The sequence below is a fragment of the Flavobacterium sp. GSA192 genome (assembly GCF_006386525.1).
GTDB classification, from domain to species: domain Bacteria; phylum Bacteroidota; class Bacteroidia; order Flavobacteriales; family Flavobacteriaceae; genus Flavobacterium; species Flavobacterium commune.
This window is the reverse complement of the sequence record NZ_VAHC01000001.1, coordinates 288,974-303,304: the sequence shown is the minus strand read 5'-3', so window position 1 is coordinate 303,304 and position 14,331 is coordinate 288,974. Positions and strand designations below refer to the sequence as shown.

General features: G+C 34.8%; 11 protein-coding genes. 2 read left to right on the top strand and 9 right to left on the bottom strand.

Annotation, left to right across the window (positions count from 1 at the left end):
• On the bottom strand, nt 1-879 hold the full coding sequence (locus FDM27_RS01390) for a diacylglycerol/lipid kinase family protein (RefSeq protein WP_317133606.1): 879 nt from the start codon (nt 877-879) through the stop codon (nt 1-3).
• Between the two features lie 62 nt (nt 880-941).
• On the opposite strand from FDM27_RS01390, the gene FDM27_RS01385 reads away from it, so the two are divergent.
• Entirely contained in the window at nt 942-1,907 is a 966-nt protein-coding gene (locus tag FDM27_RS01385; protein WP_140484902.1) for an App1 family protein, read from the top strand.
• A 21-nt stretch (nt 1,908-1,928) separates the two neighbouring features.
• Here the strand turns inward: FDM27_RS01385 and FDM27_RS01380 are convergent, their stop codons facing one another.
• Nucleotides 1,929-3,836 carry an ABC-F family ATP-binding cassette domain-containing protein gene (locus FDM27_RS01380; RefSeq protein ID WP_071184988.1) on the bottom strand — a complete coding sequence of 636 codons (1,908 nt, stop codon included), beginning with the start codon at nt 3,834-3,836 and terminating at the stop codon, nt 1,929-1,931.
• Between the two features lie 65 nt (nt 3,837-3,901).
• Here FDM27_RS01380 and FDM27_RS01375 point away from each other — a divergent pair, with 65 nt between their 5' ends.
• On the top strand, nt 3,902-4,282 hold the full coding sequence (locus tag FDM27_RS01375) for a DUF983 domain-containing protein (protein ID WP_071184987.1): 381 nt from the start codon (nt 3,902-3,904) through the stop codon (nt 4,280-4,282).
• Nucleotides 4,283-4,482: 200 nt separating this feature from the next.
• Here the strand turns inward: FDM27_RS01375 and FDM27_RS01370 are convergent, their stop codons facing one another.
• The 7 genes from FDM27_RS01370 to topA all read right to left on the bottom strand — a co-directional run bounded on the left by FDM27_RS01370 (nt 4,483) and on the right by topA (nt 14,268).
• Complete coding sequence (locus tag FDM27_RS01370; RefSeq protein ID WP_140484901.1) at nt 4,483-5,535, bottom strand: NAD(P)/FAD-dependent oxidoreductase; 1,053 nt, start codon at nt 5,533-5,535, stop codon at nt 4,483-4,485.
• Nucleotides 5,536-5,617: 82 nt separating this feature from the next.
• Nucleotides 5,618-6,508 carry a gliding motility protein GldN gene (gene gldN, locus FDM27_RS01365; protein ID WP_071184985.1) on the bottom strand — a complete coding sequence of 297 codons (891 nt, stop codon included), beginning with the start codon at nt 6,506-6,508 and terminating at the stop codon, nt 5,618-5,620.
• 51 nt (nt 6,509-6,559) lie between these two features.
• Nucleotides 6,560-8,098, bottom strand: coding sequence for a gliding motility protein GldM (gene gldM / locus FDM27_RS01360; RefSeq protein ID WP_071184984.1), 1,539 nt, complete (start codon nt 8,096-8,098; stop codon nt 6,560-6,562).
• 57 nt (nt 8,099-8,155) lie between these two features.
• On the bottom strand, nt 8,156-8,806 hold the full coding sequence (gene gldL, locus FDM27_RS01355) for a gliding motility protein GldL (RefSeq protein WP_071184983.1): 651 nt from the start codon (nt 8,804-8,806) through the stop codon (nt 8,156-8,158).
• A gap of 56 nt (nt 8,807-8,862) precedes the next feature.
• The gene (gldK, locus tag FDM27_RS01350) at nt 8,863-10,281 is read right to left on the bottom strand and encodes a gliding motility lipoprotein GldK (protein WP_071184982.1); all 1,419 of its coding nucleotides are present in this window, start codon (nt 10,279-10,281) and stop codon (nt 8,863-8,865) included.
• Nucleotides 10,282-10,541: 260 nt separating this feature from the next.
• A complete protein-coding gene (locus FDM27_RS01345) occupies nt 10,542-11,693 on the bottom strand; it encodes a formimidoylglutamase (protein ID WP_140485278.1) in 1,152 nt (383 codons plus the stop codon).
• 55 nt (nt 11,694-11,748) lie between these two features.
• Complete coding sequence (gene topA / locus FDM27_RS01340) at nt 11,749-14,268, bottom strand: type I DNA topoisomerase (protein ID WP_140484900.1); 2,520 nt, start codon at nt 14,266-14,268, stop codon at nt 11,749-11,751.
• Nucleotides 14,269-14,331: the final 63 nt, after the last annotated feature.

Genomic DNA, 14,331 nt, shown 5'->3' with positions numbered 1-14,331 from the left:
TTAAACTTTAAGCATCGCCACTTTTAATTTTCTTTTGGACATAGCAATATCCAGATTGGTTTCGGTACCACAGTATTCTCCATCTATTTGAAAACTTATAGGTTTATCAATACTAATCATAGCATTGTCAGTAGAAATCACGGTAATATCGCCAGAAGAAACGGTTATTTTTCCCATTATAATCTTAAAAAAAACACTGAAATCTAATTTTTTCAAAATAATCAATTCAAATTTACCGTCACTCATAATTCCGATAGGGTTAATCACTACTCCAGTTCCGTACTTTTGAGAATTGGCAATAACAATCATACGAGCTTTAGTTTCAACCAATTGTTGATTAGTTTTCACAATTACCTGAAACGATTTTTCAGCATGTAACAAAGTATTGAAAATTTGCAAAGCATAACCTAATTTTCCCCGAATGGCACTTTTATGATAATTTTTAATCAACTCGGCATTCAATCCTAAATCACTCAAATGCAAACACATTTTACCATTAATAATAATACAATCAATGGCTACAAAATGGTTTTGAAAAGCAATGGCAATATTTTCTTCTGATGATTTCACTAAACCCAAATCGGTGGCTAAACCATTTGACGAACCAACCGGTAAAATTCCAAAAATCACATCCTCAAGTTTCAAAGCTTCAGCAACAATTTTGATGGTTCCATCTCCTCCGGCTATCAACACCCGCTCGGGATTAAACTTTTTGTAATAGGTTCTTATATTATCTAAATCATTAACACCAGTGGTTTCAAAACACATTAAATTTAGATTTAACTGTTGAGCATAATGCGACACCTGATCGACCAAATAGCCTTTATCAAGTCCACCCGAAACAGGATTTACCACCATCATTACATTATTTTTCAACATTTGATTTCATTTTTACACTAAAATTAATTAATTTAGAATACACTACAAAAGAAACCTTATAAATGAAGCCCATCATAAAACTATATCGTGGTTATGCTAATGAACAGGAGCTAATTGTAATGGGACACGTTTTTTTACCCACAAGAAAAGTAGAATACGATTTTCAGGATAAAAATTTTAAAAATGCCAGTTCGATTATTGGAATGTATCGAATGAAAACCTGGTCTAACGCTGATATTTACTTAAGTCACAACCAGAAAACAATCCATACCCGAACATTAAAAGACGGTTATTTTAAATTTTGCATTCCGCTGGGACAAGAGCATTACGGATGGATAGACTATGAGGTAAGTTTGAATTACAATGGTGAGACCATAGCCGCAAAAGAAAGCTATATCCGCCCTAAAATAGACCATCTGGGCATCATATCGGATATTGACGATACATTTTTAGTTTCTTACACGCTCAATCCGTTGAGAAAAATGTACCATCTGCTGTTTAGAAATGTAAACCGTCGTAAAATTTTTGAGGATGTTACAGCGCATTATCAGGCACTGAGTCAATCAGGCAGAGAAAACAAAGAAGAGCTTAATATCTTTTTTTACGTTTCCAGCAGTGAGTGGAATCTCTACCGTTTTATTGTCAAGTTTACCGAAATTCACCAGCTACCCAAAGCAGTTTTACTATTGAAAGACATTAAAACCAGTTTGCGAAATTTTTTCTGGACTGGCAGAGGCGGACACAATCATAAATTTGAAAAAATCAAACACATATTAGAATTTTATCCCAACTTGAAATATGTTCTCATAGGCGATGATTCACAGGAAGACCCTTATTTATACGAAGCTATCAGCAAAATTTTTCCCTTAACTATTCAGGCTATTTATATCAGACAAACTGCCAAACACAAAAAAACAAAAGTGCTTAAAACACTTCAAAATCTCGAAAGTCTTTCTGTAGAAGTTTGTTATTTCAAAAAAAGTAAAGAAGCTATTGCTCATTCTAAAAAAATAGGCTTGATTAATTAATCAAGCCTATTTAATATTCTACTACAAATTATCTATTTCTTCCTGAACAACTTCCCAATCTAATAACAACTGATCTAAGTCAGCTTTCTTTTTATTATACGCTTTAAAAAAGGCTGCGTCTTCGATGTGTTTGTCATAATTAGATGCCAGCATTTTATCATCGTGCTGAATGTCTTTTTCTAACTGACTGATTTGGCTTTCTATCTTACTTAAACGGTTTTGCAAAGTCTTCCCTTTTTTCTGATCTTCGTAAGAGGTTTTCTTACTTTCTTTAGGTGTTGCAGTTTTAATCACATCTTTTTTCTCTACTTCACGCATATTCTCCATATTGCGTTGCTCTAAGAAAAAGTTAATATCACCTAAATATTCTCTGATTTTTTGATCTTTGAATTCATAAACAATATTTGACATCCCTTGAAGGAAATCCCTATCGTGAGAAACCAACAGTAAGGTTCCGCCAAATTTTTGCAAAGCCGCCTTTAAAACGTTCTTAGACTTAATATCAAGGTGGTTTGTAGGCTCATCCATCAACAAAACATTGATAGGCTGTAAAAGCAATTTACACAAGGCCAGACGGTTTCTCTCGCCTCCCGAAAGAACTTTTACCTTTTTCTCCACATCATCACCACGGAACAAAAACGAACCTAACATATCACGCACTTTTGAACGATTGCTATCTAATGCAGCATCTTCCATGGTTTGCAACAACGTAATTTCACCATCCAAATATTCAGCTTGATTTTGAGCAAAATAACCTAATTGTACATTGTGTCCTAATTTGATAGTTCCTTCGTATTCAAATTCGTTAACCAAGGCTTTGATAAAAGTCGATTTTCCCTGTCCATTTTGTCCCACAAAAGCAATCTTGCTTCCACGTTCCACTAACAACGAAATATCTTTTAAAATGGTTTTGTCACCATAAGCTTTGGTCACATTTTCGGCTTCTATTACCACTTTTCCAGGCTCTTTAGAAACCGGGAACGAAATATTCATCACCGAATTATCGTCTTCATCAACCTCGATTCGCTCTACTTTATCCAGTTTTTTAATTAAAGATTGTGCCATCGAAGATTTGGTAGCACTATATCGGAATCGATCAATTAGTTTCTGTGTTTCTTCAATTTTCTTGGCTTGGTTTTTTTGAGTTGCCAATTGTTTTTCGCGAAGTTCCTCACGCAATTCTAAATATTGCGAATAAGGTTTATTGAAATCGTATGCTTTTCCAAGAGAAATTTCGATAGTTCTATTGGTTACATTATCTAAAAACATTTTATCGTGCGAAACAATTACCACAACTCCCGGATAATTACGCAAGAAATTCTCTAACCAAATAATACTCTCAATATCCAGGTGGTTGGTAGGCTCATCCAACAACAAAACATCATTGTTCTGCAATAATAATTTAGCTAACTCGATACGCATTCTCCATCCACCTGAAAAAGTTTCCGTCTGATTATCGAAAACTTCTCTTTTGAATCCTAAACCTAAAAGAATTTTCTCGGTATCACCTACATAATTATAACCACCCAACAATTCAAAACGATGGGTATAATCAGATAAATCTTCAATAATTTTAGTGTATTCATCACTCTCATAATCGGTTCTGGTAACCAATTGATGATTGATTTCTTCCAGTTTTTTCTCAACAATTTTAATCTCGGTAAAAGCTTCATAAGCTTCTTCAAGAACCGTTCTTCCTCTTTCAAAATCAATATCCTGACGCAGGAATCCCATTCGAATGTCTTTCTCCTGAGAAATCACTCCCGAATCAGGCTTGAAATCGCCAGCAAGCATTTTAAGCATGGTAGATTTACCGGCACCATTTTTCCCTACAAGACCAACTCTATCTCCGGCTCCTAATCGAAAAGTTACTTCTTCAAACAAATAAGTACCCCCAAACGAAACCGATAAATTGTGTATATTAAGCATATTTTGTGACTAATGTTACATCGGTACTTTTTCAAAAAATGTACCTTTGATAAAAATTTTTGCAAATGTTAAAAAAAGGATCCAAACTAAATAGCATTTTAACAGGAACTTGTCCGAAATGTCAAAATGAAAGCATGTATGTGGATAAAAATCCGCTTAATCTGGCTAATGTTTTAAAAATGAACGAAAAATGCTCGCATTGTGGTTTGACTTATCAGATAGAACCATCCTTTTTTTATGGTGCTATGTATGTAAGCTACGGACTTAATGTAGGTATTGGAATAGCCTCTTTTATTGTTTCTTACCTGTTATTTCACACTTCGCTAAAAACTGCCTTCATAGCCATAATAGCCACTTTAATTATCTTATTTCCATTTGTACTTAGATGGTCGCGCAACATTTATATCAATATGTTTGTGAGTTACGACCCTGATTTTAAAGTCTGAAACTAAGAGCAAATACATTAATTCCAAAAATAAAAAAGCCACGAATTCCACGAAATAAGACAAATTTAGATGCCATAATTCCACGAATCTGCCAAAGGCAGATAAAAATTTGTGTAATTCATTTAAAAAATCAATACTATTTGTGCTAATTAGTGTAATTTGTGGCAAAAATAAAATCTCTTCGTTTACCAAGGCATAAACTAACTTTTATTTTTAGGCTTAAAGCGGTCAATATTAATTTCTTTATCAAACGGAATCCCTTTTTCTATACTATCAAATAAAGATTGAGCCATCGCCGGCCCCAGCATCACTCCTCTCGTTCCTAAACCATTTAAAACATGAATGGATTGATAGTCTTTGTGTGTTCCTACCAAGGGTCTGCGATCTTTTACTGTAGGCCGAACACCGGCAAAATGAGCTACTATTTCAAATTCGCAGTTTATAATTTCTTTAATTCTATCTGTCAATTCCTTTCTTCCCTCTTCGGTAGGCAAATCGGTTTTGTCTTTCCAATTATAAGTTGCCCCTACTTTGAACAATCCATCACCAAGCGGAAGAATAAACACCGAAGTATTAACAATAACGTCCAAATTCAATTCAGGTGCTTTAATAATAAAAAGTTCGCCCTTGGTTCCATCCAAAGGTAAATTATTAAAATAAGGATTTGCATGTAAACCAAAACCTTCTGCAAAAACGATATGTTTAGCTTCAATATTTTTATAACGAATACCTTTCGACAAAACTTCTAACTTTTCATAATCAAAAGATTCCTGAAGCAAAAGTTGTTCTTGCAAAAGATACTTTTTATAATGTTCCAATAAAGAAGCGGTATCTACATAACCGGTATGCAAAACCTCTCCATAATTAAATGGTGAATCGATTCCGGAGTATTTTTTTGTAATTATCGAAGTGGATAAAAATGGTGCTAAAGCTGGTTTATCAGAAGCTGCAAACCAGTTATTCTGTTCTTCGATAGAAAAAAACTTTCGCAAAATAGGCGTTTTAAAATCTACTTTAATCTTCAGTTTCTGCTCTAAATTAACATAAAACTGATTCATCAAAATCAATTGCTCCTTAGCCTGCCAAACTTCACTGAAACGTTTTAAAATAACCGGATTATACAAACCACCTGCAATCTTAGAAGAATTCTGCGATTCATTATCTACAACTAAAATGCTTTTATTATTTGCCAAAGCGATTTCAGAAAACGAAATCCCAGCCAGTCCACAACCCACAATTAAATAATCAATCATACTATTCAAATAAAACACAAAAATACAGAAAACAAAAAACTCTTACCATCAGGTAAGAGTTTTATAAAACTTATATTCAAAATTAATAATTCCACATATCGGATTCAAAATCACGAATCTTCTCTTTCACACGTTCGGCTTCCAGCAATTGGCTCTGTGCATTATCCTTCATGTACTCTTTGATTTCTCTGTCTCCATACACGTTTTCTTCTTTGTAAATTGTACTGTTAAAACGTCTTGAATTTAAGATTTGGTCAAAAGAAACCGGCATTGCCGAATTTTTATTATTGAATGATTTTGCTTCGTGTAACACCTCTCTGGCATCGGGGAAAAAGATCCAAAACAACTCGATATAATCTTTCTCCTCATTATTCATCGTATAAACATCTGGTGTAACCGGACAAATAGCCAACAAACGATATTTTAACTCACTCTGACGTTTGTCAAAATACCAAAAGCCTTTGATTTTGTATTGGGTTACATCCTGAGCAGTCAAATCAGATCTCATAACGTATTCATCAGAAACCTTTTGTCCTGCATTGATTTGCTCTCTACCTGCATCAGTAGTATCAATACGACTCAAAGAAGCCTGAATATCTTTGTATGTTTTTTTAGTATTAAAATAACTATCCGAATACACTTCTGATATTTCCCCACTTTTTATTGCTCTTGTCAGAACATCATATAAAGAACGTCTGTTTGAACCAATATTAGCGGTATCAATAGGAAAATAAAGCGGAAAATTAATTTTCTCACTCAAATCAATAATTTCCCATACCATCCTACCCATCAATACATCTCTATCATGAACATAACCATAAGCTAACGGTTTATCATTATCTGAAATCTGTTGAGCCTTAGTTTTCAAACCAATTTCTTCAGGAATCCTAGCATTCAGCAAATTAGACTGAGCATAAGAAGCCACTCCTCCAATTAAAGAGATTGCTATTATCAAAAAATTTCTCATATTCATCATAGTATCATTAATAAGAATGGATGTATTTACCTTAATGGTAAAAATGTATTATTGAATTTCAAAAATAACAGGAGCCGTTCTTGGCAATAAATAACCACCTGCACCAACTAATCTTGTCTTAATTTCAGAAATGGTAACCTGATCACCTCTCACTGCTTTAGAAAGAACGGATTTACATTGTGCATTTAATTTATTACCCTGAACAACCACTGTAGGCTGACCGGTAACTTTTAAATTAAACCCAACAACATCTATATTAACATCAAAATCAAAATCAACTAATTTAGCACCAATAGTAGCAATTTCAAGGTTAGACTTAGGCCCTTTAACCACACCCATTTCTCCTCTAATTGTACCTGTTGGTCCCGGAATACCTTTGATTCTAAATACTTTTCTATCAGAAGCAACTTTACCATCAGCCATTTTACCTGACACGTTAATTACTACTTCATTACCACCTTGTGGATTCATCACATATTTTCCGTTACCAACCTTAGACAAACCAGGGGCAGAAGCGTTAACATTGTTATCAGCAATACCTGCAAATGAAATTGAGATAGGATTTGAAACACCTCTATACACTACATTCATTTTATCGGCAGAAATTGTAGCCGAATTAGGTCTTGGAACTACAACATATTTTCCTGAAAATTTTAATGGTATCGTTTTTCCATCTTCAGCAAAAGTAAATTGACCTCCAATAGTTTGTTCTCCTACACCACCTGCTGTTAAAGAGATTACTGCCTGACCGTTTACAATTTTACCAGGACCTGAAAAAGAAGTTGGCTTTGTGTTTTCATCATAACGACCTAAAACTACTTTACCAGTTACTTGTTCCCCTTGGAAATAAGCATTTTTATCTAAAACTACAATTGCCTGGTAATTACTGTATGAAGCTGCTTCAACTGCTGCTTTACCTAATGCAATACTATAAACATCCGATTCCACTTTGTTGATGTCATTTTGCCAAGAGGACAACTTAGCTATAGTTGCAATAGCCGGAAAACCTTTAAAATGGTAAGACAAATATTTATCTTTTAAACCTTCTTTGTTTTTTACATCAGAAAGATCAAATTTCTCTTCAACCTCTTTTATAATACCACTATATTTTTTTTCTGTACCTAAAGTAGCTTTAATATCCGCTTTGTACTTTTCTATAGTAGCAACAATTTCTTTACCTTTTTTAGAGTAACCCTCTCCTGTAAACCAATCATCAACATTATCTCCTTTATCCATATCTTCATATGGTAATTTTCCTGTTTCCGGATTGGTTTCAAAACCTTTAGTAGCCTGCTCTTTTAAAGAATTGATATAGTTATAAAAATTATCTGTAATTGTTTTAACCTTATGAGCTGTTGCTGATGCTACAGCAAATTCTCCTTTAGCCTCAGCGGCTTTTGTATCTAAAGCTAGAAGCATTTGATCATTAGTTTGTTTAGAACTTGCATTTGAACTTTCAAATTTTTCGTTCATCAATCCAAAACCTGATATTACTTCTTTCGAAACATTCATTGCCAACATAGCGATGAAAACCAGATACATTAGGTTAATCATCTTCTGTCTAGGGGTTAGTTTTCCTCCTGCCATATTTTCTAATAATTAGTTGTGGTAATTTTTTCTCAATACTTATTTAAAGACTAATTATTATCCTTTATTACTCATAGCAGTAAGCATACCTCCATAAACCTGGTTCAATGAAGAAATGTTTGCTGTCATCGATTGCATTTGCTCTTTTAACTTAGATGCGTTTTCAGCAATTTCTTTGTTAGCTTCAGCATTTCTGGAAGCACTTTCTAATTGTACTTTGTACAAACTATTCAAAGCTTCCATTTGAGCGGCAGCCATTGATAATTCGTCGCTGTATTTTTTTGTAGCAGCAATTCCGTCAGCAGCAGGAGCAATTCCTTTTGCAGCTGATTCAAAGTTTTTAATACTGTTTCCTAAGCTAGCCATCAACTCACCATCAATTTTAGCATCTTTAAGCATAGCGTCTAATTTTTGAGACAATAAACCTTGTGCCTCAGAAGGAGATTCAGCTTTAGGTTTTCGGTTTGCATTAGGCGTTCCATTAGCTAATTCAGGATAAACTAATGTCCAGTCTAACTCATTTTCTACAGGTTCAAAGGCAGAAAGAGCAAAGATAAATGCCTCTGTTATTAATCCGATTGAAAGCATCAAAGTACCTGTCAATGGTCCAATTTCGAAGTGCGTAATTTTAAAAAGAGCTCCAACAATTACAACTGCTGCTCCCATACCGTATGCAAAATTCATTGCTTTTTTTCCTAGTAATGCCATAATTTTTAGTTTTAAAGTTTGTGTAGGTTTTATTTAATTAATTTTAGGGGTATTTTTTATCTGTTGTTTCTTGCACTTCCTGTTCCATTACCTGTGTTTTGCACACCCATATAATCCTGAACAGTTCTAAATCCAATATAACTTCTTGCCGAGTCGGCGTATTCGTAATCTCTGGTACTTACCTGCAAGAAGTAAGCAACATCTTTCCATGATCCACCACGAACTACTTTTCTTTTATTTGATGCGTCTAAAACATTTGGGTTCATTGTAGATACATACTCGTAAGCATTCGGATCATAAGAAGAGTCGGTCCATTCAGATACGTTTCCGGCCATGTTGTATAAATTATAACCATTTGGCTCATACGATTTTGCTTCTACCGTATATAAGGCCTGATCAGCTGCATAATCTCCTCTGTTTGGTTTGAAATTAGCTAAAAAACAACCTCTGTCATTTTTAGTATAAGGTCCTCCCCAAGGATAAGTAGCCGATTCTAAACCTCCTCTGGCAGCATATTCCCACTCAGCCTCTGTAGGCAATCGGAAGGAATTGATTAAATCACGACCACTCTTTTTAGATTTTATATAAGTATTCTTGTTTAAGGTTCTCCATGCACAAAAAGCTTTAGCCTGTGTCCATTTAACACCTACCACCGGATAATCACCATAAGCTTTATGCCAAAAATAATCATTGTGCATTGGCTCATTGTATGAATAAGTAAAATCTTTAATCCAAACTGTTGTATCCGGATATACTTTTACTTCTTCATTTCTGATAAAATCTTTTCTTTTACCCACTTTAGCCTTTGCAGCAGCCTGAATATCCATCCATGAATAACGGAATTTCAACTTATCTACATCAATACTACGCAAACCATTATAAGATTCTTCAATAGGAATATACATTGAATCCATTACTTCTACATAATATTCATCAGGGTATTGTTTAGGATCTTTAATTAGCTTAATGTTTCTATTCAATTTTCTGCCGGCATAAGGATCTTCGGCAGTACCAACACTATAATAATTATCATACATGTATTTATCATAAGCGGTCATTTTCTCAGGATCGGCATCGTTGAAAGCAAAATCACCTATACTCCCGGCATTTTTACCTTTACCTTTTGAATCACCTGCCTTCACTCCAGTTTCATCAGCCAAAATAGCTAATTTCATTCTGATTGTTGAGTCTTTTACCCACTCCACAAACTGACGGTATTCACTATTGGTAATTTCAGTTTCGTCCATATAAAATGAACGTACTGTTACAGTTTTTGTTTGAGCGTCCTGAACTCCCGCTACGTCCTCATCAGATTTACCCATAATATAGGCTCCCCCTGGCACTAAAGTCATTCCGTAAGGCTTTTCCGGATGCCATTTTGCACCTTTAACACCGACTAATTCTCCTTTATCACTTGATTTACCACAGCTTATTAAAAGTGACAAAATTGCCATAAATGCAATGAACTTCTTCATATAAATTCGGGTTAGATATTCTTTATTATTTAAGTTTGTAAACCTATTTATTATTTATTAATAAAACAATATTTTTTTTCTCTAATTAAATAACTAATCAAAAGTAGCGTTAAATAAATTATAAAAAAAATATTTTATCGATAAAAAGCAAAAAAATACGATTAAAAACACATTTTCTCGCTAAATTACGTCTTTCTTACTTTTATTGTTATTACTAAAAAGCAGTCATTACAATGTTATTTGACATCAAAAAAAACTACTTATAACACATTTTTCCTTTGCGCTTTCCACCATCGTTCTGGCAATTCCTGATTGCAGGCTCCTAAATACTCTTCATACGAACAAGGTAATAACGTATTGCGCTTTAATTTATTATTCCCATTAGAAATAAAAGGTATTTCAATCCACCAGCGATCGGTTTTATCACTTTTATAAAAAACCAGAGTTTCGTTGTCTACAGGAACACTGTATTTGATATAATTTTCCCTGCTCCCAAAAGGATATTCATTGGAACGATAATGAAACCCTTCTATAAAATACCAAATGATCTGTGTTATTAAAATGGCTTCCTGACGGGAATTATGATGATTAAAAACTCCAAATGTGGAAACCTTATCACTAATTCCGGCGTATCTTGCCAAAGCACAAATTTCCTTTCCATTAAAACCATTAGGTTCAAAAGATGTAAAATTCCCAGAATCAGCAGATTTTACAGCATTCAAATCCAAGCTCACAATATCAGCATCTCTGAATACCGGCTCGGCAATCGCAATATTATTCGAAACTTCCCCAAGACGATACCCATCAAAAAACAACTTCTCGATTAAATCTATTTCTTCCTGAGAATTATAATAGGTTTGGTAACCAATATTGCAAAAATTAAACAGATTATTCGGTTCATCAATAATCATTTGAGACAAATACGAATTGCTCGACATCAACTCTTCTTCTTTTCCAAAGTCGAATTTACTATCGATAGCAACCAAATTCACCATTTGTTCCAATTCATCATAAGCACGATACATGCTGTATGTTAAATCCTGGGAACCGCCAATAATTATGGGAATTACTTTTTTTCTAATCAAGTCGGCAACTACTTTGCGCAAAGCAAAATAAGTATCTTCCTTTGAATTTCCAGGTAAAATATCACCTAAATCAGCAATGGTAGCAGCCCAGTTTCCCGGAAACATACTGTACAATTCCTGTCTTAAAATCGACAAATCCCCTGAATTTTCAATAGCTTCACTTCCCCGATTTTCCAAAACACCTATCAGAGCAATCTTAACCTTATCTAAATCCGGAAAATCATCTTTAGTATGAAAAACCACCTTGCTCCCTAATTGCTGAGAGCTTAATGATTTTAACCACCCTAAGACTTCATCATTTATTGGCTCGAGAAAATCAAATCCGATCATAATTAGCTATTCTCCACTTTTTACTTCCTGAGAACAAAGGAAAATGCTATGATTATTTCTTTTTAGTTGTAGTCTTTTTTGCTGCCGGTTTTTTAGCCGTCGTCGCTTTCTTAGCCGGAGCTTTTTTAGCAGGCGTTTTTTGAGCTATCAATTCCTGAACTTCAGCCAAAGTCATTTTGCTTGCATCCACATCTTTACTCAATTCAATTTTGATTTTTCCTTTCAAAATCACCGAACGTCCCCATCTTGCCTTTTCAACCAAAATTCCTTCTTCTTCCCAATTATGAATTACTTTGTCAATGTTTTTTTGTAATTTATCTTCAATCAAAGCTTCAATATCTGATTGTGACAAATTATCAAAATCATATTTTTTACTCACATTGATAAAAATTCCGCCCCATTTAATAAACGGACCGAAGCGTCCTGTTCCTTTTTGAACACCTTCCCCTTTGTAAGTTGCAATTGGCGCATCGGCTTTAATTTTCTCATCAATTAATTCCTGCGCTCTTTCCTTAGTTACCGCCAACGGATCTTCTCCTTTTGGCAACGAAATAAAAACACTTCCATGACGTACATAAGGACCAAAACGACCATTACTTACCTCGACTTCTTCATCCTTATAAATCCCAAGATTTTTTGGCAACAAAAACAAATTCAAAGCTTCCTCCAGAGTGATGTTTCCAATATTTTGCTCTTTCATTAAGCTTGCAAACTTTTTATCTTCATCTTCAGCATCACCAATTTGAGCCATTGGACCAAATTTCCCTAAACGAACCGAAACCGGCTTGCCTGTTGCAGGATCTATTCCTAAAATTCGTTCTCCACTTTCCCTGTCAGCATTGGCTTCAACATCTTTAACCGTTGGATGAAACTGATCATAAAACTCCTGCATCATCTTAGCCCATTCGATATTTCCTTCGGCAATTTCGTCAAAATCCTGTTCAACTTTAGCCGTAAAATTATAATCAAGAATATTCCCGAAATTCTTAACTAAGAAATCGGTAACAATAGTTCCGATATCAGTAGGAACCAATTTCCCTTTATCCGAACCGGTGTTCTCTTTCAACAACTTCTCTCCTACTTTTCCTGATTGCAAAATAAGTTGAGTATAATTGCGTTCCTGACCTTCCAGATTTCCTTTTTCAACATAATTTCTATTGATAATGGTAGAAATAGTTGGCGCATAAGTTGACGGACGACCAATTCCTAATTCTTCTAATTTTTTAACCAAAGAAGCCTCGGTATATCTTGCTGCCGGACGTGAATAACGCTCAGTAGCTGTGATATAATTATTCTGTAATTTTTCGTTCACCTTCATTGCAGGCAACATGCCTTCTTGCTCTTCCTCGTCATCATCATTTCCTTCCAAATATACTTTTAGAAAACCTTCAAAAAGCAATACTTCTCCCGAAGCTGCGAACAACTCACTGTGATTATTAGCTGCGATTTTAACATTGGTACGCTCTAACTGCGCATCACTCATTTGCGAAGCTAAAGTTCGTTTCCAAATCAAATCATACAAACGCGCTTGATCCCTATCGATATTTACGGTATGACGTGACATATCCGTAGGTCTAATTGCCTCGTGAGCTTCTTGCGCACCCTTGCTTTTATTTGCAAATGTTCTTGGTTTAGAAAACTCCTTTCCATAAGATTTGATAATCTCAGCTTCGGCGGCATCCATTGCTTCTTTAGACAAGTTCACACTATCGGTTCTCATATAAGTAATCAATCCCGCCTCATACAGACGTTGCGCTAACTGCATGGTAATTCCAACAGGCAAATACAATTTACGCGCTGCTTCCTGTTGCAAAGTAGAAGTAGTAAATGGAGCTGTTGGTGATTTTTTAGTTGGTTTGGTTTCTAAATCCGAAACTTTATAAGTAGAACCGATATTTTTATTTAAAAAATCTTCGGCTTCTTTTTTAGTATTGAAATTCTTAGGCAATTTCGCCTTGAAGGTTTTCCCAGCTTCGTTAGTAAATTCAGCCACAACCGAATAAGTTGCAACAGCTTTAAAATCCTGAATTTCGCGCTCGCGTTCTACAATCAAACGAACCGAAACTGATTGTACACGACCAGCAGAAAGTCCGCCTTTAATTTTTCTCCAAAGAACAGGTGACAATTCGTATCCCACCAATCGGTCTAATACACGACGGGCCTGCTGTGCATTGACTAAATTATAATCAATCTCACGCGGATTATCGATAGCTTTAAGAATAGCATTCTTTGTAATTTCGTGAAAAACAATTCTTTTGGTTTTCTTTTTATCTAATTTTAGTTCTTCCGCCAAGTGCCATGAAATAGCCTCTCCCTCGCGGTCCTCATCACTTGCCAACCAAACCGTTTCGGCATTTTTAGACAAAGATTTCAATTTAGTAACCAGGGCTTTTTTATCGGGAGAAACTTCATATTTAGGCTTAAATCCATTTTCTACATCTACCCCGATTTCCTTTGAAGGCAAGTCGGCAATATGCCCGTAACTTGACTCTACTTGGAAATCACTTCCTAAAAATTTCTCGATTGTTTTTGCCTTTGCAGGTGACTCAACTATTACTAAATTCTTTGCCATTGCTATATTTTTCTGAGACAAAAGTAGAAGATTTTTTTAAATATCGAACTTTAGATTTATTTT